Source organism: Enterococcus sp. C76 (genome assembly GCF_040886985.1).
Classification (GTDB): Bacteria; Bacillota; Bacilli; order Lactobacillales; family Enterococcaceae; genus Enterococcus_B; species Enterococcus_B lactis.
Map to the genome: position 1 here is coordinate 77,820 of NZ_JBFOEY010000003.1, position 23,977 is coordinate 101,796.

A 23,977-nucleotide genomic window follows, 5' to 3' on the forward strand; every position below is an offset into this window, starting at 1 on the left:
AACATAAAAAAATTTGAAAATTCGGACAATCAAACTGATTTGTTTTTTTCAATCGTTCACTTATAATGAAAAAAAGGAGGCGATCCCAACTGAAACAAGTAGTGGATAAACCTTTCTATTTTAAAATAGATAAAAAAATCAAAAAATTAGCCAGCACCCAGCAACTACAATCAAGAAAAAGCGAACGGCTTTTTTTAGCACTGATTTTTGAAGATCAAAGTTATGTGATCATCGATCAATCAGGACATCCGATAGAATACTCTCCAGCAGAATATACCTATCAAGAGGGTATTTCTCGTAGCCAATGGAGACTGATCAATGAAGCACCAATCGAGTTCTCTCAATGGATCAACAGAAAAGAAGAGGTGCCTGTTTTGATCGAAGAAAAAAGGTCAGGAAAAGAACTCACAAATTGTTGGGTGGGATTGCCAGAAGAACGTTTTTTTAGGTATAAGAAATGGGCTACTCCTTCAGGTTATCTTTGCGGGACTTATGCGGCGGCGGTTTTACTTGCCTACTATCAAGACTATCGTGAAGAGTGGATGCTTCCCCTAGAGATCCGCAAGAAAAACACGTCTAACTCGATGGCATTGACAAAGGCGTTGCGTAGCCAAATCCAACCACTAGGCCTTCCTACGATTCCTTTTCAAGTCAGTACAGGGATTTCTAGTTTTTTAAAGAAGAATGGCAATCACGAGCGTGCACGAGCAACTCTTCTAGGTTCATGGCAGCGAGCCACAAAACGTATACGTGAAGGCAAGCCTGTGATGATTGGAATCTTGAAAGTACTTGGTAGTACTTACGGCAATCATTGGGTGACGGCGTATGCTTATTTTGAAACTGAAACAGGAGAACGTTATTACAAAGTACACGACAACTGGGGGGACTATCATAAAGTTATTCCTGCCAGTTGGAGTAACGGAACAGTTTCACTTCCTTAAGAATTTGCTGAAATTAACAGAAAATCTTGGAAAAATATGTTAAACTATCGAAGAATAGAGAAGTTTTGGGGAGGACTACATGAGTAATAAGTATCAGGATGACACGTTGAAGATTTTTAGTTTGAATGGGAATCGTCCATTAGCTGAAAAAATCGCGAAAGTGTTTGGAACAGAATTAGGTAAAAGCGTCGTGAAGCAATTTAGTGATGGGGAGATTTCCATCAATATTGAAGAAAGTATCCGTGGGGATCATGTGTACATCGTTCAATCAACGAATGCACCTGTCAATGACTACTACATGGAGCTGCTGATTATGATTGATGCAATGAAGCGAGCAAGTGCGAAAACGATCAATGTCGTATTGCCTTACTATGGGTATGCTAGACAAGACCGCACGGCGAAACCTCATGAACCGATCACTGCGAAATTGATTGCTAACTTGATCGAAGAAGCAGGAGCAACTCGAGTACTGACTTTAGATTTGCACACGGTTCAAGTACAAGGATTCTTTGATATTCCTGTAGATAATTTATTTACGATGCCATTGTTTGCTCATTATTACCGTCAATTAGGTCTGACGGGAGATGACATCGTAGTTGTGTCGCCAAAAAACAGCGGCGTTCAGCGTGCACGTAGTCTTTCAGAATATTTGAACAGTACATTAGCCATCGTAGACCATGCAGATGATGCTTCAACGGAGGGTGGTTATGTGATTGGTGATGTTCAAGGAAAGACATGTATCATGGTAGATGATATCTTGAACACCGGAGCAACGCTTGCACGAGCAGCAAATGTATTAAAAGAAAACGGCGCAAAAGAAGTATATGCCTGTGCGTCACATGGATTATTGTCCGATCATGCGAAAAGCATTTTAGACAATGCACCAATCAAAGATATTTGTATCACTGATTCTGTTTTCACAGAAGAAAATCGTCATCCGGAAAACTTAACGATCGTTACATGCTCAGAATTAATGGGTGAAGCGGTCAAACGCATCCATGAAAATACACCGATGAGTCCGTTATTCCGTCTGGAAGAAAAAGAATTCGAATAAGAAAAAAGACAAAAAACGAGAAGATCAATTAGCAACGAGAAGAAAGACTGCACCTTATTTTGGGCAGTCTTTTTTTCGCTACACTAAGTGCCTTCTAGGTAAAAGTAATTCTTTGGTATGTTCGCTGTTTTATGCTAGAATGTGCCTAGCGATAATTTGGAAGGGATGAATGAAGTGAAAACTATTTATTTGGATCATGCGGCAACTACCCCCATGCATCCGCAAGTAATTGAAGCGATGACGGCGATCATGCAAGAAACGTTTGGTAATCCTTCAAGCATACATGGGTTTGGCCGCCACGCGCATGAAAAATTGGAAACAGCAAGACAAATCATTGCAGATAGTCTGCAAGCAAAACCTCATGAGATCATCTTTAATAGTGGTGGAACAGAAGGGGATAATACAGCTATCTTAGAAACAGCGTTCTCGCGTCAAAAAGAAGGCAGACATCTAATCACTACAGCTATCGAACATCCTGCTGTTCTTAATACCATGAAATATTTAGAGACAAAGGGGTTTGACGTTACATATCTGCCTGTAGATGAAAAAGGGAATCTGTCGATCGAAGAGGTCAAAAAAGCGTTACGAGAAGATACGATCTTGGTCTCTGTGATGTACGGGAACAATGAAATCGGAAATTTGATGCCAATCAAAGAAATCGGTGAACTTTTAGCAGATCATCCAGCTTATTTCCATACAGATGCGGTACAAGCTTATGGAAACCAAACGATCCATCCAGAAGAATTAGGAATCGATTTATTAAGTATCTCTGCTCATAAAATCAATGGACCAAAAGGCGTCGGTTTCTTATATAAACGAGACGGAGTAAATATCCCTGCCTTGCTTTTAGGTGGCGAGCAGGAAGAAAAACGGCGTGCAGGTACAGAAAACTTGGCAGGAATCTGGGGAATGGCAAAAGCAGTTGAACTGCTGTCACCTGAAGAACGTGAAGCACGTAACAACAAATATCAAGGATTCCAACAATTGATTCTTGATACATTAGAAGCAAACGACATCCCTTATCAAGTAAATGGTGATTTAACGAATAAACTCCCTCATGTGTTGAATCTTCGCTTGATTGGCGAAGCAAATGATTTGCTACTGATGAAGCTTGATCTGAACGGAATCGCTATTTCTACTGGTTCGGCTTGTACAGCAGGGAACATCGAACCTTCTCACGTATTAGAAGCGATGTATGGAGAAGATACGCCGATACTAAAAGAATCCATTCGTATCAGCTTTGGATTGGGAAATACTGAAGAAGACATCCATTATTTCCTTGATCAATTAGTTCGTGCTGTCAAAAAATAACTAATAAAGTCATTCTGATGTGGACAGATGTCTGAGAGAACGCCTTCATTTTTTAGGGAACTTAACTGAAAAACCTAGTAAAAATCAGGATAAACTTTTATAATAAAGAGAAACTAATTTTATCGAGGTGAAAATCATGGCATTTGAAACAACAGCAACTGTACTTGGCGCACCGATCAGCTATCGTTTGCATCCTGATGCAAAAAGATATACATTGCGTGATAATGGGTTTACAGAAACAAACGGAGGCAATTATCAATTGATCCGACCATTAGATGCAACGCCGCAAAGCAAAGAAGGCTTCAAACTGAAAATCACTGTATCAAAAGATATCCAAACATTGAAAATGTCGATTACTACAGCAAACGGACTGAAAGCAGTCAATATTTTCAAAGATCCGAAACAGAAAATGAGTCAAGATAAATTCTATTTTTTGATGGATGGGATGATCAGCCGAGGATTATTCGAAAAAGTCGAATAACCTGTGGATATAAAAAGACAACTAGTTTTGAAACGGCCTAATCGTTAGATCTCTAACTTTGAAAGGACGACACAAAATAGTTGTCTTTTTTATTTTTTCTGCTGTAAATCAGACTCTCGTCCACTCATCAATTGATTTTCCATGTTCATCCACTATTTCCAACCAACTATTTGTTCCGGCAAAGTACAACAGCAAGCTTGCCTCATTCACACTTTTTACGATGATATCTTCGATCGTGGTTGTGCCTGAAATCTTGTCTTTATAATCATCTCGTAGCTTTTGCCCATATTTTGCAGCATAACCTAATGAGCCGTCTTTATTTAAAGGAGGATCTTTGACGAGCGTCGCGCCTGCTTTGATCAGCAATTCATTTCGTTTGATCCAGTAAAGCGTTGCTTGACTTCCCCTGAAATCGACGGTAAAAGGAATCTCGCTGACTTCTTTTGACCAGCGATGACGAGCTTTTGCTGGTTTTTTCTTCGTATCTTCAGCGGCAGATGGCACGGAAGAATCGATTGGATAACCAAATGTACTTAGTATAGCAGCAATCTTCTCTTGGTGTTCTGCCATTTTCTTTCTAGCCGTTTCAGGAATCGAAGGAAACGATTCTTTGGCTATTGTAAGACCAGCTTTTTCTGCTTGTTCGGTGAGCATGTAGATCATATAATCGGCTTCTATATCCCAAGGAAGCTGGATCATGATGACGGTATCGATTGTTTCTGGTTGGACTGTTTTCCCAATTGCTGTACACACCTTTTGATGATAAAAGAGATAAAAAGCATTTTCTGGAAGCTTAGGCAGCTTGTGGCTGATCCAGATTGTACCCTGTGCCTGTTCAAGTACGATTTTGATTTCTTCAGGGGTAAGAGTGGTCTGAAAGTTGATTTTCATGACTGATGCCCTCCTAGTTTTTTCTTAGTTTAGCATGCTTGCTGATTTTTTTCTGCTAATTTTACTTTTTTAACAAAACTGAAAATATATAACGATGGTATTTGAACAAACAGCTAGGTTTCAAGGAAATAATCAAGTATAATTCTAGCTACGTAAGGACGATAAGTCTTAGAAAAAGTGGGGGAAGGATATGGGAGAAGAAAAGGAGCCGGTTTTACATTGGCGTAAAAATATCAACTTGTTTTTGACAGGTCAATTTTTATCTGGAATCACGAGTATGATCGTGCAATATGCAATCATTTGGTATCTGACGAAAGAGACAGGTTCAGCAACGATCTTGAGCTTTGCTACGTTATTAGGTATGATCCCGATGGTTTTGCTGAGTCCGTTTGCTGGTCCGTTGGTGGATCGTTGGGACAAAAAGCGATTGTTGATTTTGACAGATATCATTGTCGCATTATTTGCGATGGTCTTGGTAGTAGTCGGCACGATTTCTGACACATTTCCGTTGTGGCTAGTGTTTGTATCGTTGTTCATTCGTGCAATTGCTCAAACTTTCCAGATGCCGACGATCCAATCGATCCTTCCTACGATGGTCCCAGAAGAAGAGCTGACACGTATCAATGGACAGCTAGGCATGGTCCAGTCAGCGAATTTTATCATTGCGCCTGCAATAGGTGCGTTTTTATTTACAGTGATACCTATCAACTGGCTGATTTTGCTTGATGTGCTAGGCGCGGTATTTGGTGTGGGATTACTTGTTTTTGTGACGATCCCTAAGGTTATTTCGCAAGGAGAAACCATTCATTTGTTGACAGATACAAAATTTGGTGTGAAAAAATTGTACGAGAATAAAGGTCTTTGGCATATCATGCTCAACGGTGCTGTGTTCACGTTATTGTTTATGCCAGCTGCCAGTCTGTATCCGTTGATGACGATGGGCTATTTTGGTCAAAATGTAGGACAGGCGGGTCTTGTCGAAGTAGTCTATTCAGTAGGGATGCTTGCAGGTGGGGCGGTGATTGGCTTTTTTGGAAAATGGAAAGACCGGATGAAGCCGATTTTCATGGCTTATGTAGTCGTAGGTACCACGATTGGTGCTAGTGGATTGTTGCCGGGGACAACACAAGGATTCTTTTATTTTCTTTTACTGAATGCCGGGGCAGGTTTTGCCACACCTTATTTCAATACCTTACTGATGGCGATCATCCAACAGAGTTATGAACCGAACGTTTTAGGACGAGTCTTAGGTGTATTCAACTCATTAATGACTTTGCCAGGGCCGATTGGCTTAATATTTGCCGGCCCCTTGACAGATAAGATTGGTGTAGAAAAGATGTTTCTGATTGCGGGAATTGGTACGCTTTTATGTGGGATCATTTTATTTTTGACACCCGTTGCTCGAAATTATGATAAAGAATTACAGAAAAAACTGGTGAAAGAACACCGTGAACAAGAAAACGAATAGAAAAGGAGCGGTGATAAAAATTTTCTTTCTACTTGAAATCAAGTGGTTTTTTCACAGCTTTTTTAGATGTTATGAGTTGCTCCGTTCAGCAATTTTGTTTACTCTAAGGAAAAGGGAGGCAGGAGAAACATGAATTATTTTACGAGTGATATGCACTTTTTTCATGAGCGTTTACTAGGAGAAAATGACTTTGCTCCGCGACTCTTTGCAAATGTAGATGAGATGAACCAACAGTTGATCACTAGCTGGAATGCAGTAGTAAAAGAAACGGATCACGTCTATCATCTAGGTGATCTTGCCATGCATCCGCAGTATGAAAAAGCAAATGCAGACATCTTAGAATTAGTCAGTCAACTGCAAGGAACGATTCACTTGATCAAAGGGAATCATGACAGTCGTGCGTTCTTCCGTTATTTAGAAAAAAACGATCCTGGACTTTCTGATGGCAGTCCCAAATTTTATTTTTATGACGTAGGTGCTATCGTGAAGTTCGACCATCAGCAATATTACTTGACGCATTATCCAATGTTACTCGGACCTAACGACACCATTCGAAACCTTCACGGGCATATCCATCATTATAGTGTACCCATCGAAAACGTCGTCAATGTAGGCGTAGACGCACCAGAAAGAGACCTTCTAAAAGAAAAACTGCCATTCGGTACGCCATTATCCGAACAGCAAATCAAAGAAATATATGAAGCAAAGAGGTCGTGAAAAAGCTGACTTGCATCAAGTGATAAGAACAGGCAACCAAAAACAGCTTCTCGTGTTTTTGATTTGGCAGGACTTGTCCCCACAAATGCAAGCTTTTGAGCCTGCTACCCAATTCTGTGTCACAAGGAACAAAACGGAAAAGCAGTTCGCTGCATGTTATAAAAGAATTGAAGTACCTGATTTTCAAAAATAGGATAAAAAGTCGTCCCTTTTTGGCGCGACTTTTTATCCTATTTTTTAGTAATACAGTCATATGTTGTAAGGAGGAACTACAAAATACAGTACACGAATTTCCCTTGATCATTAACTGCTTTTCTGACCGTGGCAGTACCATCATTCAATTTCCTAACATCATTATCTATATTATTGGAATAGACGATCAGGGTGTTTTCTTTTGTGTATCGGTTTAGCCAGTCAATCGCATAATCCACTGACTGATTCACGCCGATATGATAGAAATAATTCCCATAAATCGCTTTTGCTTCGTCCGTCATCGTGAAATCATGATTGAAGCCATAACCATTCCTGACAGAAGCAGCAGTTGTGAATGAACCATGGATCCTTAGATAAGAGGCGTGGCGATAGGTACCATTCTCTAATTTTATCAACGCATGATAATTATTGTAAAAATAATACCAGCTTGGTGTAGCTCGATTATAAGAAACATCTGCATTGAAAGGATTCGGTCGCGTCATTTCGTATTTGTCATAGATACTGAGGTTCTCTGTATAATCAAATCTTTGCTGAGTGAAGGCAGGCGGTGTATGGACGACTTGGTTGATATGATAAGGATTGACTGGATGTTTTTTCTTCGTGATTTTTGTAAAAGAAGGATTATATCTTAAGTGATTGTTGTCAGTAGAGATATTGTTAGAATAAACGATCTCCAACGAACATTGGGTATAGGTATTGATCCAGTTCATCACATGGTTCGGAACATCAGAATCTTCGATCGTCTCTGGAATAAGCGGGATATTCCTGTCAGAAAATTTGGCTCTTGCTTCGTCTGTTAAAAGAAAACGGGTGAACATATCGAATTCTACGATGATTGTTCCAGAATGATTGCGCCCGAAAGTAAGACGTGTACTTGCATAAGGTCTCCCGTTATTTTTGTCCGTGGCGATGAAATGATAATCATTCCTTAATGTATATGAATTGGAACCGCGGCTAAAAATCAAATCTTCGCCATCTATAGGAGTGCCGGCGTTCGACCATCGTATGTTTTCTGCGTAATCTTTATAATTTACGAAAAAAGGATTGATCTTTTCGACTTTTGGGGAACGAAAGATATCATTTGGTGTAATTGCTGGGTCAATGAGCCATTTGTCTGCTTCTAAATCAATCCCTTGGAAATTAAGATCATTGTTGTCAGTTAGCTCATCGATTCTACCATCAGGTGTTGCGTTCATATATGCAGCCCAGATAAGGGAAGAGCAATACCAGTCATTTCTAGTGGATGAGCGATCCCGTCCCATTATATCTCCCCATACACTATACTGTTTACCTAATTGTCCACGCATAAATGAGATGGCTGCATTTCTTTGTGCTGTTGTCGCTGCTGGAACTCTTAAAATAGTTGAATCAGTATAATCGAATCGTTCATCATCCAAGACACCGTAAACAACGCCTCCAGCTTTTGTTTCAAGTATAGGACTATAATCAGTTGCTTCGATAGTTCGGATATATGTGAAGGTCTCTGGTTTTCCATTGATGAGATGAGTTTCTTCATAGATACCTTCTACGATCATCACATGGTGAAGAAATACTGGAGTGATTCCAGCCCTTTTCCGTTCGAAAATGATATCTCCTGGTTGAACGATATTCATCAGATCATATTTATGATAAGTCGGTACTTTTTCAAAAGTGATATTCTCCAAAGCATTTCCGATATTAAATGACCAGAGAGGCGGGTCTTTGGATAATTGTTCGGCTTCTTTACGAATATAGTGCTCATTAACGGTGTTTAGGTAGTCACGCAATTGGTCTTCTTCGGAAATCGCAGAATTTAATGGTTGATTGTAATAATTCGAGGTGAACTCTTCAAATGTCTGATCAAAGGAAGCGTATTCATTTTTGAATTCTTCATAATACTCCTCCAATATCTGCTGGGTATCTGTATCAGCATGCACAGTCGTGATTGGGATGGCAAATGCGACGGCGAGTAAACAGGTAGTCAGAAACAATTTAATTTTTGATTTCAATGTAATCCCTCCTTGTTTTATGCTAGAATAATAACATATGAATCAGTATGATGATAGCTTAAAAATAAAATATATCAGTTATTTAATCTAGGCGTATATTGCACATAACACCAAAGAGTAAAATCAGCTATATCGATGATTGAGAACTGTTATCTTTAATGAAATAATTAGCATTTAACTTAAGTTTTTACGAATAAAATCAAAGACGTTATATTTTATTTGGGGTTAGATAGTCTACAGAAGATACAATTTCTTGGTAGGGATGAGTATTGAACAGACGTGTTGATTTGTATATATGTTTGTTTTGTTTCGTTATTATATTCTTTATTTGTTTATTTTTAAATAACAAATTGTGAGATTTTTTGTTTAGAGTTTTTTTGAAGATAGACAAGTATCAATCAATTAGAAAGGAGATGTGTGGATGTTACCACTAAAAAGTAAGACGTGTACGATCATTTCAATAAGCTTGTTGTCAATTTGTTTCATTTCAGCTAGTTTTTATTTTCATCCTTCTATAGAAAATAATCTTCAGTTCTTAGTGTCCATAATATTTTGTTGTTGGAGCACTGGTGGTTTGAGTTTGGTTTTTTCGACAAAAATCAATTCTAAAAGGTTAAAAATGCTAGTTATCCTACTTGATTTGATTGGTATTTATAGTTGGGTGATTTATGCTATGTAAATTGTTCTGTTTTAGTTTGTTGTTTCAATAAAAAACGAAAATGAGGGGAAATAAATGAAATTAGATGTCAATTTGATCGGTTTATGTGTATCTATGTTACTGTCTGGCTGGTGTCTCGGGATAGCTCATTTCTATTACGGAAATAGCCCTCAAGGAGTATATATGTTACTTATGATGATTTTTCCAGGGTTAACAGGACTATATTTTTCTACAAAAGTCAAGTCTGTAAGAATGAGATGGTTCCTGATAATACTAAATTATCTAATAGCTACCCATCTTACTATGATGCAATTTTATGGTCATTTATTAAGATAGCCATGTATCAATCGGAAAGGAGATGTGTGAATGTTACCATTAAAAAGTAAGACGTGTACAATCATTTCAATAAGTCTGCTAGTGCTTTGTATAGCTTTGACTATTTTTTTCCCTTCAATAAATTATAACGACGATGGGACTCGTATACGAATAATGTTTTGTATTTGGTTATTTGGTGGGTTAAGCCTGGTTTTTTCAACAAAAATCAATTCTAAATGTTTAAAAGCGATTGTTATAGTATCGAATTTGATATGTATCTTTAACTGGATCATTTTTGGTTGGTAAAAAATGGCGGAACGTTTCTGTTGTAAAAAAAAGAGGATTAAAAACAAAAGGAGAAAAAATGAAACTAACTATCAATTTGGTCGGGTTATGTATATCTATGTTACTGTCTGGCTGGTGTCTAGGGATGGTTCATTTCTATTACGGAAATAGTCTTCAAAGTGCAGCTTTAATGATTTTCGTATCCTTCCCTGGCTTAGCAGGTCTTTATTTTTCGACAAAGATCAAATCTGCGAAGGTAAGATGGCTGTTGTTAGTCATCAATTATCTATTTGCTACATATTTTAATGTTTTCCAATTTCTATTTATTTTGTTTCAAACTTTTTGAAGTCAGCAACGAAGCAAACAATTAAAAAGGAGCGAGTTGGATGTTACCAATAGAAAGTAAGAAAAGTAAGCGGGTATCGGTGGTTCTGCTAGTCTTCTGTATGATTTTGCTCAGCAGTCATTTGTATATTCGTCATGAAGTGATAGGGTTTCTAATCGTCCAGTATTCATGTTGGATTTTAAGTGGTATCAGTCTAGCTTTTACAAGAAGAATGGATTCTATAAAAGTAAAATGGCTAGTGATTGCTCTCCATTTTCTTTTGACTTGCGGAGTAGGGCTTGTTTACATCATTGGGTGGATCATCGGGTGGCTAAGTTTACCTAGGTGGGAGTTGTTGTTAGTATGTGTGTTGTATTTTGGAGCAGTCGCAACATTAGACTATCAAAAAAAGAAAAAAACATTCTATCTGTTCGGTCTAGGTCTACCGATGTTGATATCGATCAGTTCGCTTATTGGGATCCATTACTTGTTGGCTTTCCATTCAAATACTATTAAATCTTGGCTTGTTATCCCTTTGTTGCTTTTCATGATGATTTCTGGCTTGATGGGTCTCTATTTCTCTACAAAACTTGAAGATAATCGAATAAAGTGGCTACTGTTAGGGATGAATTATCTATTTGCTACTTATTACAATATTGTTCTTTTGTTTTTCTTATGAATCGAAACTGCCGTTCCTCTTTTGATCATGAGAATCATTGGGGCATGAGGAAGGCGATGTATGGGTCAATTAAAAAGGAGCGAGTTGGATGTTATCAATAGAAAGTAAGAAAAGTAAGCGGGTATCGGTGGTTCTGTTAGTATTCTGTATGATTTTGCTCAGCAGTCATTTGTATATTCGGCATGAAGTGATAGGGTTTCTGATCATTCAGTATTCATGTTGGATTTTAAGTGGTATCAGTCTAGCTTTTACAAGAAGAATGGATTCCATAAAAGTAAAATGGCTAGTGATTGCTCTTCATTTTCTTTTGATTTGCGGATTAGGGCTGTTTTACATCATTGGGTGGTTAAGTTTATCTAGGTTGGATTTGTTGCTAGGATGTGTGTTGTATATTGGTTTAGTAGAAATATTAGAATATAAACAGAAAGAAAAAGCATTTTTTTTGTTCGGTCTAGGTCTACCGATGTTGATATCGATCAGTTTACTTATTTGGATCCATTATCTATTGGCTTTCTATTTAAATACTGACAGGATGTGGGCAATCATCGCTTTGTTGCTTTTCATGATGATTTCCGGCTTGATGGGTCTCTATTTCTCTACAAAACTTGAGGATAATCGAATAAAGTGGCTACTTTTAGGAATGAATTATCTATTTGCTACTTATTACAATGTTGTTCTTTTGTTTTTCTTATGAATCGAAACTGCCGTTCCTCTTTTGATCATGAGAATCACTGGAGTATGAAGATAGCGCTGTTTTTTCCCTATGATAGGTTATGTATTCGAACGCTGATAATTAAGGGATGAAATTTTCAGAAATATGACGTATAATGTAAAATACTGAAAAGTTGCGACCTTCAACTCGTAGATGTTTCAGAATCTAATTGAAATGATGGTGATATCATGACAGACAACAGCCAAACACGCGTTGTCGTAGGGATGAGCGGCGGTGTCGACTCATCTGTAACAGCACTTTTATTAAAGGAACAAGGATATGACGTGATCGGGATCTTCATGAAAAATTGGGATGATACGGACGAAAACGGCGTATGTACGGCCACGGAAGATTATAAGGATGTAGCGAAAGTAGCTGCTCAAATCGGGATTCCTTATTATTCTGTGAATTTCGAAAAAGAATATTGGGACCGTGTATTTGAATATTTCCTAGCCGAATACCGCGCAGGACGTACACCTAACCCAGATGTGATGTGTAACAAAGAAATCAAGTTCAAAGCATTCTTGGACTATGCAATGGATCTTGGTGCTGATTATGTAGCTACTGGACATTATGCGCAAGTCACTCGCGATGAAAACGGTGTGGTCCATATGCTTCGCGGAGTAGACAACAATAAAGATCAAACTTACTTCCTTAGTCAATTATCACAAGAACAGCTTTCAAAAACGATGTTCCCTCTAGGCGGTATGGAAAAATCAGAAGTGCGGGCAATTGCTGAACGCGCAGGCCTTGCGACTGCTAAGAAAAAAGATTCAACAGGAATCTGCTTTATTGGTGAAAAGAACTTCAAACAATTTTTGAGCAACTACCTACCAGCGAAAAAAGGAAATATGGTCACTCTTGACGGTGAAATCAAAGGGCAACATGCTGGCTTGATGTACTATACGATCGGTCAACGTCAAGGCCTAGGAATCGGTGGCGGAGGAGATTCGCAAGAACCTTGGTTTGTCGTAGGGAAAGATTTAGCGACGAACACATTATACGTGGGTCAAGGGTTCCACCATCCTGCACTGTACGCCACAAGCTTGGATGCAAGTGAAATCCACTTTACGACGAATGAACCAATGCCAAAAGAATTCAAGTGCACAGCGAAATTCCGTTACCGTCAACAAGATGTTCCTGTGACAGTTCGCTTATTGGATGATAACCGTGCAGAAGTCGTATTCGACGAACCTGTACGTGCCATCACTCCTGGACAAGCAGTTGTATTTTATGACGGAATGGAATGTCTAGGTGGCGGTTTGATCGACCATGCATACCAAGAAACAAAAGTTTTACAATACGTTTAAGCAATATGAAATGAATCAAAACAGCTATGGCTAACAAAAGAAACACCTTTTCTTTTGGACAGCATAGCTGTTTTTTTGCAATAAAATTAATTTTTATTCATTTTGTACTTGTAATTTCAGCGGAAACAGTCCATAATATCCAATAATATGAATAAAGTTGCTTTTTGGTAAGCAAGAGCAGTTGCAAAATAAAGGAAATATTTTGCAGGTGGTTTGTTCAATTTTATAAGTGAAGGTGATGGAAATGGAAAAGAAATCGACAGGTATTAGTAAGTGGGGACTGGTTGCTCTCGTTGTCAGTTCGTCAATCGGAAGCGGTGTGTTTGGAATCACGAGTGATCTGGCTAGTTCTGCCGTCCCTGGGCCAGCAATCCTTTCATGGATAATCGTCGGGATTGGTATTTTAGCTTTGGTATTATCGCTGAATCATTTAGGAGAAAAACGCCCAGATCTGGATGGCGGGATTTTTGGGTATGCAGAAGCTTCATTTGGGAAGTTAGGTGGCTTCATTAGTGGCTGGGGCTATTGGTTGTCTGCGTGGCTAGGAAATGTTGCTTTTGCGACGATGCTAATGAGTGCCATGGGAGAATTTTTTCCGATATTCAAAGGGGGACAAAATGTTCCTTCTATTTTATTTGCAAGTCTTTTTATTTGGGGTCTGACTTTATTAGTAAACAATGGGATTGAAGGAGCGAGCGTGATCAATACGATCGTGACGATCTGTAAATTAGTGCCATTATTCCTATTTTTAATATTTGTATTTATCGCATTTAAAGTGAATATATTCACTACTGATTTTTGGGGCAACGTATCTGTTAATCTAGTGAATGGATCAGGACAGCAAGGAACGATCTGGTTGCAGATCAAAGGTTGTTTGATGGTCATGATGTGGGTCTTTGTAGGGATCGAAGGTGCAAGTGTTTTAGCTAACCGCGCGAAGAAACGTTCAGAAGCCCAGCAAGCCTCAATCATTGGGCTGCTTTGTTTATTGTTTATCTATATCCTTGCTTCGATCTTGCCATACGGTGTCTTATCTCAAGAAGAGTTAGCAACTATTTCACAACCTGCTATGGCAAATATTTTAAAAGGAATCGTGGGAAATTGGGGAGCGGCACTGATCAATATCGGCTTGATCATTTCGATCATCGGTTCTTGGCTGTCTTGGACGATGCTCCCATCAGAAACAACGATGTTGATGGCTCGAGACGGTCTGTTGCCGAAAGCTTGGGGAAAAACGAATAAAAAAAATGCCCCAACTTATTCGTTAGTTGTTACTGCCATCTTGACTAATCTATTCTTATTGACTTTCTTAGTTACTGATTATGCCTATCAATTTGCCTATTCTTTATGTACAGCGGCAATCTTGATTTGTTATCTGCTTGTCGGGATCTATCAAGTCCAGTTTTCTTTAAAAGAAGGAGTCAAAAAACAAGTAGTGATCGGTGGGATTGCTGTAGTTTTTGAATTGATGGGAATCATTTTAGCAGGATTTTCTTATGTCCTTTTATGTAGTATTGCTTATCTTCCTGGTTTTTGCTTCTACTGGATCGCTTGTCGGGAAACCAACCATCAAATCACGGGAAAAGAAAAAGTAATGATTGGGCTGATTTGTGTGGCCGCACTGCTTTCAATCGGGTTGCTTGCTGTAGGCTGGATCAAGATATAAGGGGGAAAGAAACATGGAAATCGCAAATTTCGGTGTAGAAGAATGGCTAAATAAATGGGAGAAGAAAGCGGTATATGATATTGCACAAAGTTCGATCGAAGCATTGACATTAGACGAACTCGTTGGCTTAGACGGGACTAGCGTAAGTGAATTTTTCGAAAACCGCAAAAATGAACCATTGGACTATGGCTGGATCGAAGGATCAGATGCGTTCAAAGAAGAAGTCGCTTCTCTTTATCAAACCGTCGATCCAGAAAACATCTTACAAACGAACGGAGCGACTGGTGCTAATCTTTTAGCTCTATACGCGTTAGTGGAAGCAGGAGACCATGTTGTTTCGATGCTTCCCACTTATCAGCAATTATATGACATCCCCAAATCTTTAGGTGCCACTGTTGACTTTGTTCATTTGAAGGAAGAAGAAGATTGGCAGTTTGATTTAGAACAGCTGGAAGACTTAGTCAAACCTGAAACAAAGATCATCTGTTTGAATAGTGCAAACAATCCTACAGGCACATTGCTAGATCGGAAAATTTTAGAAAAAATCGCAGAAATTGCTCGTACAGTAGATGCATATGTATTGATAGATGAAGTATATGCGCCTTTAACAGATAATGGTGAATTCTTGTCGATCGTAGATGTCTATGAGAAAGGTATAGCAACCAATTCCCTATCCAAAACCTACTCCATTCCAGGTATCCGTATTGGCTGGACAGCTACTGGACCTGAGTTGGCAGAGGTTTTTCGAAAATATCGAGACTACACGATGATTTGCGGTGGAGTCCTGTCAGATGATCTTGCTGTACATGCATTGAAGAACAAAGAAAAAATCTTGGAGCGAAACAAAAAGATCATTACAGAGAACCTTGCGATTTTAAAACAATGGGTAGCAAATGAACCGAAAGTTGAACTTGTCGCTCCCAATTACGTCTCTACTTCTTTCATCAAATTAGCCATCGAAGAAGATGACCAGACATTTTGTATCAATTTATTAGAAGAAACAGGAGTACTATTAGTACCAGGAAGTGCCTTTGATTTGCCGAAGCATGCCCGACTAGGTTACTGTTGTAAAAAAGAAACCTTGGAAAAGGGATTATCCCTCTTATCTGAGTTCTTGAAAAAACAGGCCTAAATAAAAACACTGCAAGGACAGTCTGTGACAACTGTTCAAGCAGTGTTTTTCATTTACGCTTATTGTCTATGAGAAGGAGAGTGCTCTGAAGATATGGAGACTCCTGAAGCTTTTTCTTCTGCAGTTTCTTGCTGATGGATCTCTTGTGTATTGTGTCGTACAAGCAAGAAGTTGACCAAAACAAGAAGAGAAGTCGAAAGAAAGACGCCACGATAACCAAATGCACTGGAAACACTGGAGCCGATCATAGGTCCTACTACGTTACCAGTTGCTTGGAAAGATTGGTTATAACTGAAGATCCGTCCAGCAGCTTGATGAGGCGAATATTTTGTGATCAATGCTTGGACAGCAGGGAGCAGACAAGCATCAGAGATACCAATCAAAAAACGTAAGGCAGCTAATTGCCAAACATTTGTGACGAATGCCATTGGGATATAAACCAAAATCGCAAAACCCAAACCAATCGCAAGTATTCTTTCACTCCCAATCTTGTCACCTAAGCGACCAAATCTTGGAGCGGCTATCAAAGTAGCAATTCCAGGTATCGAAGCGATGATTCCGCTGATCAACGTAACATTCCCATGTCCATGCAGCAATTGACGAATGTACAGACTGATGATCGGACTGATGGAATTGTTGGATGCTTGGATGATCATCGTTGTGACGAACATACCGATGACGACGTGTGGATATTTCAAGTCTTTGAAAATCTGTTTGGCAGAAACCATGTTTTCTTTTTTCACTGGGACAAATTTTTCATGGACGAAAAACAGACTCAACAAGAAGACGAAAAATAAGATGATCCCTGTAATGAAAAAGGTAGGGCGATAGCCAAACGCTGAAGCAGAGATCCCGCCAAGAAGCGGTCCAAGTAATGTTCCTGTAACAGAACCAGTTGCTAAGGTTCCAAGAACTTGACCACTTTTTTCTTTTGGCGTCCCAGTTGCGACAAGGGCAGTGGCATTACTGATATAACCAGAAAAAATCCCTTGAAGCAGACGCAATGCGACTAATTGATACACACTAGTCACGCAGCCCATCAAAGAAATGACGATTGCCATTCCTAATGAAGCACGCAGCAGCATCAATTTTCTTCCTTTTTGGTCGGCTAATTTCCCCCACCAAGGAGAGATCAGCGTAGTCACCAAGAAAGTAGATGAAAAAGTCAATCCGCTCCAAAAGTTCAATTGTGCCGTACTATAATTACCTAACGTATCTATGTAAAGTGACATAAAAGGCATGACTAAACTAAATCCGATACCAGCCATAAATGTTCCAAACCATAAGACAAACAAGTTTTGTTCCCAAATTTCTCTTTTCCTAAATAATTTTTCCTTTATTCTTGCAGCCAATTAGACTCCTTCTTTCTGAAAATTTTCATCTACGACTCTTTATTATAAACTACAATATGTAGTTTATCAATGAAAGTCTCTTTTTTCTCGTTCTTTTTCGTGGTAAACTGAAAGAGTGAAGGATTTATTTTATGAGAGGAAACATGGAAATGAAAAAAAGAAATCTGTCTCAAGAGAAAATCATCGACTGCTTTCGAGAACTAGCAGAAGAGATGGATGTTCAGCAAATAACCTTTCAGCATTTAGCAAAACGCTTGGATATCAAGGCTCCCTCGCTGTATAACCATTTCAAAAATATTCGTGATGTCAAAACAGCGCTAACAGCAAAACTTCTGCAGGAACTTAATGACCAGCTGCGTCGGGCTCTTGTGGGAAAAAGTGGTCAGGAAGCACTGCAGATCTATGCAGAAACTTATCGATCCTTTGCTTTTTCAAATCAAGCAGTGTATGAGTTGCTGATCAGTGTGCCCCACACCAATGAAGCAGTTTTATTAGAGGGAATCCATGGAACGAACCAGATCATTTTGCAGATCTTTGAGGCTTTTCAATTAACGAAAGAAGAAAAAGTCCACCGAAGCAGAGAATTACGTAGTATGATCCACGGCTATCTTTCCTTGCGTTTTTTAGGATACTTTACAAAAGAACCGACAATCGATCCAGAGGACAGCTATTTTTGGATGATCAATGACTTTATCGCTACTTTGCCTTAAACAATCAGATTCATTGGTATCATTTTCAAGATGTTCATTAAATGATCCTTTTATAAGAGAAAATTCTTGCAACTTTCTTGAAAAGTGACTAAGATGAGTCTAGAAAAGCTGAAAGAAGGAGCACGAGTATGTATCAAGTAATTACCATGTTCGGGGACAATGAGCCTTGGTGGTTTTTTGAAGACTGGGAAGAAGATATTGAAGCAGAAGAAACATTCGAGTCTTTTGAAGAAGCACGACAAGCGTACGAAAAACAATGGATCGCGATCCATCAAAATTATGAATATATCAATGCAAAAAGCAACTTTCTCAGCGCCTTTTGGAATGACGGAGATGAGCGCTGGTGTGAAGAGTGTGACGATGATTTACAGCAATACAAGGGACTTGCGTTGTTGAAAAATCATCAGCCCATCACAGTAGAAAGCAGAAAGGAATTTTATGAAACAACTAATTCTAGCGGAAAAACCAAGCGTTGCGAAAGACCTAAGCAAGGTGCTTGGTGCTAATCAAAAGCACAAAAATTATTATGAAGGACCCAAGGTGATCGTTACTTGGGCCCTTGGTCATTTATTAGGATTGAAAATGCCGGAAGATCTGAATAAGGAATGGCAGAGCTGGCAAATGGACACGTTGCCGATGATCCCTAAAAAACTAGGAATCAAACCACTTCCTAAAACAGGACATCAATTAAAAGCAATCAAGCAGCTGGCTCAACGAAAAGATATCTCAGAAGCAGTCATTGCGACAGATGCCGGAAGGGAAGGAGAACTTGTTGCTCGCTGGATCTTAGAGTATGTGCATTTCAATAAACCAGTGAAGCGGTTATGGATCTCTTCTCAAACAGATAAAGCAATCAAAACAGGATTCAAGCAACTAAGACCTGCAAAAGAATATGATGCATTGTATGAATCTGCTCTTGCCCGGGCAAAAGCGGACTGGCTGGTAGGATTGAATGTGACCAGGGCCTTAACTGTGAAGTATGCGGACAATTTATCAGCAGGCCGTGTGCAGACACCGACACTAGCATTAGTGAGAGATCAAGAAAAGAAAATCGAACAGTTCCGTCCACAAACGTATTTCACGATCACGTTGCACGCTGGAAAAGAACAAGCCAAAATGGTTCAAAAAAATCAATTTGCTTTAAAAACACAAGAAGAAGCACAAAAACTTGTTCAATTGATCAGTACAAGCAAAGGAACTGTCACAGAAGTCCAAGAAAAATTAAAAACGGAATCTGCGCCGCTGCCTTATGATTTAACAGAGATCCAAAGAGAAGCCAATCAACGCTATGGCTATTCTGCAAAGAAAACATTAAGTCTTGTACAAAGTTTATATGAGACCCATAAAATCGTTACTTATCCGCGTACAGACAGCAAATATCTGACAAACGACATGAAAAGTACGATGAACGAACGACTGCAAGCAGTCAGCGACTTTGCTCCTGAGGTCAAGCAGTATTTGAAAAACGGAGCCATCGTCCAACAGACAAAAGTATTCCAAGACAATAAAGTGACCGATCACCATGCGCTTTTGCCAACTGAAAACCGAGCACGTTATGAAAAACTAAGTAATGAAGAGCAAAAAATCTATCAGATGATCGTCTCTCGTTTCTTAGGCTTATTTGCTCAACCACACAAAGTCAGTCAGACAAAAGTCACGGTTGAATTTGGTAAAGAACAATTCATTTTCCGACAAAATCGTGTCGTCCAAGCAGGGTGGAAAGGCGAAACGGAATCTGAAACGGAAACAGTCAAATGGGAAAAAGGAATGCGGATCAATCCTGATTTCACCATCAAAAAAGAATTATCTGTACCGCCTAAACCATTGACAGAAGCAAGCTTGCTTGGACAAATGGAAAAATACAGTCTGGGAACACCGGCTACTCGTGCAGAGATCATTGAGAAACTGATCAAATCAGAGCTGATGGAACGTACCCCTCAAGGACTGCAAGTATCCCCTAAAGGTAAACAATTATTAGTATTAGTCAACCCATCTTTAGTGACACCGGATCTGACAGAGAGCTGGGAAAAAGACCTTGAAGCGATTGCTGCAGGAAAGAAACAAGCAGGAACCTTCTTGAATGGGATCGAAAAAGAAACAAAACGCTTGGTGAATGAAATCAAATCAAGCAAACAAGAATATCAAGATTTCTCGATCACCCAAAAGAAATGTCCAGAATGTGGGGCCAATCTGCGTGAGAAAAACACACGAGACGGCAAAATTTATGTCTGCACCAATTCAGATTGTAGCTACCGCAGAAGAAAAGATCCGAAAGTCTCCAACCATCGCTGCCCACAATGTCACCGGAAAATGGAAATCATCGAAGGCAAAAATGGTGCTTATTTCCGTTGTAAATACGACGGAACGACAGAAAAAATGCTTGATAAAAAAGAGCAGAAGAAGAAAATGACCAAACATGAAGAACGTCGCTTGCTGAAAAAATATGCACAGGCAGAAGAACCAGAAGAAAGCCCATTAGCAGCAGCACTAAAAGCGGCAATGAAGAAGTAAGAAGATGGAGGTTGTGACAGAAGTGGTCAGCTTCAAGAAATAAGAAGGAATTTACGAAAATTGCTTTTCAAATTTTTGTAACATTTCGGCTTATTTTTCGAAGAAGCTACTTCTGGAACACCGTTTGTTCGGAAAGAGGGACTGTGACAAGATTTTTGTCACAGTCCCTCTTCATTAAAAAAATGTTTACTTCATTTGACGTATATTATTGGTGAGGCTTCAATTCATTTGGCTTCACTTTTTCTGTTTCTCTAATAATATAAACAGGACGTTGTTTCGTTTCTAAGAAGATTTTTCCGATATATTTCCCGATGATTCCAAGACATAACAGTTGGATTCCTCCGATGAATAGGAAGATCGAGACCATGGAAGGCCATCCTGATGTAGGATCACCAAACAGCAATGCCCGCAAAATAATGAACAAGATCGCAATACCAGAACCGACACAAGACAAAGCGCCGATAAATGAAGCAATCGTCAATGGCGCATCGGAGAAGTTCACGATACCATCAATCGAGTAGTTGAACAATTTCCAGAAGGACCAAGATGTTTCACCAGCTACACGTTCGCGGTTTTCATAAGAAATATATTCTGTTTTGAATCCGACCCAACTGAATAATCCTTTTGAAAATCGGTTGTATTCTGTTAGTTCTAGGACAGCATCCACCATTTGTCGGGTCATCAAACGGAAATCACGAGCGCCATCGACCATTTCTGTATCGCTGATTTTATTGATCAACTGGTAGAATTTTTTCGCAAAGAAACTGCGGATTGCAGGCTCACCTTCACGAGTCGAACGCCGGGTGCCGACACAATCGATATCAGAAGTAGTGATTCGTTCAATCATCTCAGGAAGCAGTTCAGGCGGATCTTGCAAATCAACATCCATAACAGTCACTAAATCTCCTGTAGAAGCTTGTAATCCTGCGTATAGAGCCGCTTCTTTCCCGAAATTTCTGGAAAATGAGACAAAGCGGACATAAGGATAAGCTGCAGCTAGCTTCTTGATTGCTGCTAACGTACCGTCTTTTGATCCATCGTCAATAAATAAATATTCGAACTCATGGGCACCTTTGAATTTTTCAACCTCATCAAAAAAAAGAGGAACCGTTTTTTCTTCATTGAAACATGGGACAACAATTGATACTTTCATCGTTTCTATCCTTTCAATCGTATGTTTATATATGGTTTACATTCAAAATTTAATAAACCTTAAATAACACCTTTTAAATTTGATTTTACGTAAAAGAACAGGTATTCTTTTGGTAAACTACCGTATTTAGTTTACCATGTTTCCTCGGTTTATCAAACTTTTAAGAACAATTTTTAGTAGTTGGCAAGTAGTTTCGGACAGAGAAAAAGGAGGAAGCTCCAGTCTGTTGACCAGGAGCAAACAAAATGAAAATACACACACCTATCGGCTTTTTATGGTTAGATGCAGATGAATCTGGGTTGACTGCCGTATCTTTTCAGCCAATTTCAGAAAGCGAATCAGCGAATCAGCAAATTTTAACGCGCACACAGGAACAGTTTGAAGAATATTTTGCGGGAAAAAGAAAAGAATTTGAAGTTCCTTTATCTATAAAGAGAGGTACGCCTTTTCAGCAAAATGTCTGGAAAGCTTTGTCGACCATTCCTTATGGAGAAATCCGAACGTATAAAGAAGTAGCCGTTGCTGTCGCTAGTCCGAAAGCTGTGCGAGCGATTGGACAGGCAAATCGAACCAATCCATTGCCAATCGTTATTCCTTGTCATCGAGTGATCGGGCAAAATGGAAAACTGACAGGATATATGGGAAACGCAACAGATGGAGTCGAAATCAAACGCCAATTGCTGCTATTAGAAGGGTATCTGCAAAATTAAAAAACAGTTGTGATTCGGACATCGTTCCATGCGAGAATCACAACTGTTTTTCGTGTTCATTCTAAAGTTTGATCAGCCAAATAAATAGTAAAGCCATCACTGTTTGGAGAAGCCCGACAGCCAATCCGTAAGATAAGAAACGTGTACCTTCTTTCATGAATTTTGCAAAGTCTAAACGCAGCCCAATTGCCGCTAAAGCAGTGATCTCAAACCAGCTACTGATAAAATGTGCCGATTGGTCAATAACTACAGGTAAAGAAAACAAACTGTTGACCAAACAAAAGATCACAAACCCTAATACATACCAAGGAAGCGGTAATTTTCGTTTTTTCTGCGTATCAGTCGGTGTTTCAAACAGAGCTGGTTGTTTCTTGCGCATGAATTTTTCAAACAAATAGACAACAACAACAAGCATCATGATACGTAGAATCTTAAACAACATGGCAAATTCGACAACAGAACTGTCAAGCAAACTTGCACCAGCGACTACTTGACCCACAGATTGGAGTGTGCCACCTAAAAGTGCGCTTTTTTCAATGAGATTTCCGCCGAATAGCTGTAATCCAAGAAAAGGGAGGGTCAACATCATCACAGTACCTAGTAGATTGACCAGTGTGATGATCTGTCCTTTTTCTTCCTCTTTTGCATGGATGGAAGGGGCGATCGAAGCAATAGCAGAAGAACCACAAACAGCGTTTCCTCCAGCCATCATCAAAGAAGAAGTATCGCTGAATTGCAGTTTCTTACCAATCAAGTAAGCACCGATGATAGTGATTGACATCTGTAGTAACACAAAAACAATTCCTTTTACACCAATTTGAGCAATCGTTTGAGCGGTGACAGTTGCACCTAGTAAAAAAACAGAGAATTCCAATAGTTTGCTTTCAGCGAATTTTGTGCCGATTGCTAGAACAGGTTGTTTAAAAAAAGTATTTCCTAATAAAATACCCAATAAAATAGCAATAGTCGCTCCACCTAACTGTGGCAGATAAATAGCAAGAAGCCGGCTGACGGCAGCGATGGCAAAAGAAAGCAGTAATCCGGGCAAAATCTCGCGGACCGCTGAATCCTTTACAGATTTTATTGGATGTGACAATGATTTCATTTGATTGGTTCCTTTCGTCAATAAATACTAAAAGCATACTCGAACATAGTAGCACTAAACCAGTATTTTGACAAAAGAATAAGAGGCCGTGACAAAAGTCTTGTCACAACCTCTTGTTTCGAATAAACGGTGTTCCAAAGCCAGTTTCTCGGTATTAAGCTAAATTTATGCAAAAATGTGGAAAGCCATTTTCACAAAATTTTTCTTACTACTCGAAACTAAGCGGCTTTTTCACGACCTCTTGATAAACGGTGTTCCAGAAGTAGCTTCTTCGGAAATAAGCCGAAATG

21 protein-coding genes are annotated in these 23,977 nt (G+C 39.2%); 16 read left to right on the forward strand and 5 right to left on the reverse strand.

Annotated features, from left to right (window positions below; genetic code table 11):
• Nucleotides 1–65: 65 nt before the first annotated feature.
• From AB3I00_RS05070 to AB3I00_RS05085, 4 genes are all read left to right on the forward strand, one after another.
• Nucleotides 66–941, forward strand: coding sequence for a dihydrolipoamide dehydrogenase (locus AB3I00_RS05070; RefSeq protein ID WP_368024841.1), 876 nt, complete (start codon nucleotides 66–68; stop codon nucleotides 939–941).
• Nucleotides 942–1,020: 79 nt separating this feature from the next.
• On the forward strand, nucleotides 1,021–1,995 hold the full coding sequence (locus tag AB3I00_RS05075; RefSeq protein WP_002286741.1) for a ribose-phosphate diphosphokinase: 975 nt from the start codon (nucleotides 1,021–1,023) through the stop codon (nucleotides 1,993–1,995).
• 165 nt (nucleotides 1,996–2,160) lie between these two features.
• Complete coding sequence (locus tag AB3I00_RS05080) at nucleotides 2,161–3,306, forward strand: cysteine desulfurase family protein (RefSeq protein ID WP_002344559.1); 1,146 nt, start codon at nucleotides 2,161–2,163, stop codon at nucleotides 3,304–3,306.
• 136 nt (nucleotides 3,307–3,442) lie between these two features.
• The gene (locus tag AB3I00_RS05085) at nucleotides 3,443–3,787 is read left to right on the forward strand and encodes a DUF1831 domain-containing protein (protein ID WP_002286736.1); all 345 of its coding nucleotides are present in this window, start codon (nucleotides 3,443–3,445) and stop codon (nucleotides 3,785–3,787) included.
• Between the two features lie 108 nt (nucleotides 3,788–3,895).
• Here the strand turns inward: AB3I00_RS05085 and AB3I00_RS05090 are convergent, their stop codons facing one another.
• Nucleotides 3,896–4,678 (reverse strand): hypothetical protein, encoded by a 783-nt coding sequence (locus tag AB3I00_RS05090; RefSeq protein WP_123838014.1) that lies wholly within the window; start codon nucleotides 4,676–4,678, stop codon nucleotides 3,896–3,898.
• A gap of 190 nt (nucleotides 4,679–4,868) precedes the next feature.
• Here AB3I00_RS05090 and AB3I00_RS05095 point away from each other — a divergent pair, with 190 nt between their 5' ends.
• The gene (locus AB3I00_RS05095; protein ID WP_123838013.1) at nucleotides 4,869–6,146 is read left to right on the forward strand and encodes an MFS transporter; all 1,278 of its coding nucleotides are present in this window, start codon (nucleotides 4,869–4,871) and stop codon (nucleotides 6,144–6,146) included.
• A 129-nt stretch (nucleotides 6,147–6,275) separates the two neighbouring features.
• Nucleotides 6,276–6,863: a metallophosphoesterase family protein gene (locus AB3I00_RS05100; RefSeq protein WP_002312057.1), complete on the forward strand. Its 588-nt coding sequence runs from the start codon at nucleotides 6,276–6,278 to the stop codon at nucleotides 6,861–6,863.
• A gap of 269 nt (nucleotides 6,864–7,132) precedes the next feature.
• Here AB3I00_RS05100 and AB3I00_RS05105 read toward each other — a convergent pair whose 3' ends face one another.
• The gene (locus tag AB3I00_RS05105; protein ID WP_368024842.1) at nucleotides 7,133–9,064 is read right to left on the reverse strand and encodes a YiiX/YebB-like N1pC/P60 family cysteine hydrolase; all 1,932 of its coding nucleotides are present in this window, start codon (nucleotides 9,062–9,064) and stop codon (nucleotides 7,133–7,135) included.
• Between the two features lie 1,337 nt (nucleotides 9,065–10,401).
• Here AB3I00_RS05105 and AB3I00_RS05110 point away from each other — a divergent pair.
• The 6 genes from AB3I00_RS05110 (at nucleotide 10,402) to AB3I00_RS05135 (ending at nucleotide 16,146) form a co-directional block, all read left to right on the forward strand.
• Entirely contained in the window at nucleotides 10,402–10,668 is a 267-nt protein-coding gene (locus AB3I00_RS05110; protein ID WP_368024844.1) for a hypothetical protein, read from the forward strand.
• 40 nt (nucleotides 10,669–10,708) lie between these two features.
• Entirely contained in the window at nucleotides 10,709–11,326 is a 618-nt protein-coding gene (locus AB3I00_RS05115; protein WP_368024845.1) for a hypothetical protein, read from the forward strand.
• An 88-nt stretch (nucleotides 11,327–11,414) separates the two neighbouring features.
• Complete coding sequence (locus tag AB3I00_RS05120; RefSeq protein ID WP_123838010.1) at nucleotides 11,415–12,020, forward strand: hypothetical protein; 606 nt, start codon at nucleotides 11,415–11,417, stop codon at nucleotides 12,018–12,020.
• A gap of 206 nt (nucleotides 12,021–12,226) precedes the next feature.
• The gene (mnmA, locus tag AB3I00_RS05125) at nucleotides 12,227–13,348 is read left to right on the forward strand and encodes a tRNA 2-thiouridine(34) synthase MnmA (RefSeq protein ID WP_002314554.1); all 1,122 of its coding nucleotides are present in this window, start codon (nucleotides 12,227–12,229) and stop codon (nucleotides 13,346–13,348) included.
• 244 nt (nucleotides 13,349–13,592) lie between these two features.
• On the forward strand, nucleotides 13,593–15,014 hold the full coding sequence (gene arcD, locus AB3I00_RS05130; RefSeq protein WP_368024846.1) for an arginine-ornithine antiporter: 1,422 nt from the start codon (nucleotides 13,593–13,595) through the stop codon (nucleotides 15,012–15,014).
• 13 nt (nucleotides 15,015–15,027) lie between these two features.
• Nucleotides 15,028–16,146, forward strand: a complete 1,119-nt coding sequence (locus AB3I00_RS05135) for an aminotransferase (protein ID WP_002329560.1) — start codon at nucleotides 15,028–15,030, stop codon at nucleotides 16,144–16,146.
• Between the two features lie 59 nt (nucleotides 16,147–16,205).
• Here the strand turns inward: AB3I00_RS05135 and AB3I00_RS05140 are convergent, their stop codons facing one another.
• Nucleotides 16,206–17,498: a multidrug efflux MFS transporter gene (locus AB3I00_RS05140; protein WP_368024848.1), complete on the reverse strand. Its 1,293-nt coding sequence runs from the start codon at nucleotides 17,496–17,498 to the stop codon at nucleotides 16,206–16,208.
• Between the two features lie 149 nt (nucleotides 17,499–17,647).
• Between AB3I00_RS05140 and AB3I00_RS05145 the strand changes: the two genes are divergently transcribed.
• The 3 genes from AB3I00_RS05145 (at nucleotide 17,648) to AB3I00_RS05155 (ending at nucleotide 20,719) form a co-directional block, all read left to right on the forward strand.
• Nucleotides 17,648–18,208, forward strand: coding sequence for a TetR/AcrR family transcriptional regulator (locus AB3I00_RS05145; protein WP_368024850.1), 561 nt, complete (start codon nucleotides 17,648–17,650; stop codon nucleotides 18,206–18,208).
• Nucleotides 18,209–18,336: 128 nt separating this feature from the next.
• Nucleotides 18,337–18,714 carry a DUF1033 family protein gene (locus tag AB3I00_RS05150; protein ID WP_002312065.1) on the forward strand — a complete coding sequence of 126 codons (378 nt, stop codon included), beginning with the start codon at nucleotides 18,337–18,339 and terminating at the stop codon, nucleotides 18,712–18,714.
• Nucleotides 18,647–20,719 (forward strand): DNA topoisomerase III, encoded by a 2,073-nt coding sequence (locus AB3I00_RS05155; protein ID WP_368024851.1) that lies wholly within the window; start codon nucleotides 18,647–18,649, stop codon nucleotides 20,717–20,719. The genes AB3I00_RS05150 and AB3I00_RS05155 overlap by 68 nt, the downstream gene beginning before the upstream one ends.
• A 205-nt stretch (nucleotides 20,720–20,924) precedes the next feature.
• On the opposite strand, the gene AB3I00_RS05160 is transcribed toward AB3I00_RS05155, so the two are convergent.
• Nucleotides 20,925–21,872, reverse strand: a complete 948-nt coding sequence (locus tag AB3I00_RS05160) for a glycosyltransferase family 2 protein (RefSeq protein ID WP_002340968.1) — start codon at nucleotides 21,870–21,872, stop codon at nucleotides 20,925–20,927.
• A 245-nt stretch (nucleotides 21,873–22,117) separates the two neighbouring features.
• On the opposite strand from AB3I00_RS05160, the gene AB3I00_RS05165 reads away from it, so the two are divergent.
• On the forward strand, nucleotides 22,118–22,582 hold the full coding sequence (locus AB3I00_RS05165; RefSeq protein WP_368024852.1) for a methylated-DNA--[protein]-cysteine S-methyltransferase: 465 nt from the start codon (nucleotides 22,118–22,120) through the stop codon (nucleotides 22,580–22,582).
• Nucleotides 22,583–22,643: 61 nt separating this feature from the next.
• Here the strand turns inward: AB3I00_RS05165 and AB3I00_RS05170 are convergent, their stop codons facing one another.
• Nucleotides 22,644–23,687 (reverse strand): YeiH family protein, encoded by a 1,044-nt coding sequence (locus AB3I00_RS05170; RefSeq protein WP_368024853.1) that lies wholly within the window; start codon nucleotides 23,685–23,687, stop codon nucleotides 22,644–22,646.
• Nucleotides 23,688–23,977: the final 290 nt, after the last annotated feature.

Excerpts from the sequence above, each read along its gene's own strand:
- AB3I00_RS05115 (WP_368024845.1), top strand. The coding sequence starts at position 10,709 with ATGTTACCAATAGAAAGTAAGAAAAGTAAGCGGGTATCGGTGGTTCTG.
- AB3I00_RS05075 (WP_002286741.1), top strand. The coding sequence starts at position 1,021 with ATGAGTAATAAGTATCAGGATGACACGTTGAAGATTTTTAGTTTGAAT.
- AB3I00_RS05145 (WP_368024850.1), top strand. The coding sequence starts at position 17,648 with ATGAAAAAAAGAAATCTGTCTCAAGAGAAAATCATCGACTGCTTTCGA.
- arcD (WP_368024846.1), top strand. The coding sequence starts at position 13,593 with ATGGAAAAGAAATCGACAGGTATTAGTAAGTGGGGACTGGTTGCTCTC.
- AB3I00_RS05155 (WP_368024851.1), top strand. The coding sequence starts at position 18,647 with ATGAAACAACTAATTCTAGCGGAAAAACCAAGCGTTGCGAAAGACCTA.
- AB3I00_RS05135 (WP_002329560.1), top strand. The coding sequence starts at position 15,028 with ATGGAAATCGCAAATTTCGGTGTAGAAGAATGGCTAAATAAATGGGAG.
- AB3I00_RS05120 (WP_123838010.1), top strand. The coding sequence starts at position 11,415 with ATGTTATCAATAGAAAGTAAGAAAAGTAAGCGGGTATCGGTGGTTCTG.
- AB3I00_RS05100 (WP_002312057.1), top strand. The coding sequence starts at position 6,276 with ATGAATTATTTTACGAGTGATATGCACTTTTTTCATGAGCGTTTACTA.
- AB3I00_RS05085 (WP_002286736.1), top strand. The coding sequence starts at position 3,443 with ATGGCATTTGAAACAACAGCAACTGTACTTGGCGCACCGATCAGCTAT.
- AB3I00_RS05070 (WP_368024841.1), top strand. The coding sequence starts at position 66 with ATGAAAAAAAGGAGGCGATCCCAACTGAAACAAGTAGTGGATAAACCT.
- mnmA (WP_002314554.1), top strand. The coding sequence starts at position 12,227 with ATGACAGACAACAGCCAAACACGCGTTGTCGTAGGGATGAGCGGCGGT.
- AB3I00_RS05160 (WP_002340968.1), bottom strand. The coding sequence starts at position 21,872 with ATGAAAGTATCAATTGTTGTCCCATGTTTCAATGAAGAAAAAACGGTT.
- AB3I00_RS05170 (WP_368024853.1), bottom strand. The coding sequence starts at position 23,687 with ATGAAATCATTGTCACATCCAATAAAATCTGTAAAGGATTCAGCGGTC.
- AB3I00_RS05165 (WP_368024852.1), top strand. The coding sequence starts at position 22,118 with ATGAAAATACACACACCTATCGGCTTTTTATGGTTAGATGCAGATGAA.
- AB3I00_RS05080 (WP_002344559.1), top strand. The coding sequence starts at position 2,161 with ATGAATGAAGTGAAAACTATTTATTTGGATCATGCGGCAACTACCCCC.
- AB3I00_RS05090 (WP_123838014.1), bottom strand. The coding sequence starts at position 4,678 with ATGAAAATCAACTTTCAGACCACTCTTACCCCTGAAGAAATCAAAATC.
- AB3I00_RS05095 (WP_123838013.1), top strand. The coding sequence starts at position 4,869 with ATGGGAGAAGAAAAGGAGCCGGTTTTACATTGGCGTAAAAATATCAAC.
- AB3I00_RS05150 (WP_002312065.1), top strand. The coding sequence starts at position 18,337 with ATGTATCAAGTAATTACCATGTTCGGGGACAATGAGCCTTGGTGGTTT.
- AB3I00_RS05110 (WP_368024844.1), top strand. The coding sequence starts at position 10,402 with ATGAAACTAACTATCAATTTGGTCGGGTTATGTATATCTATGTTACTG.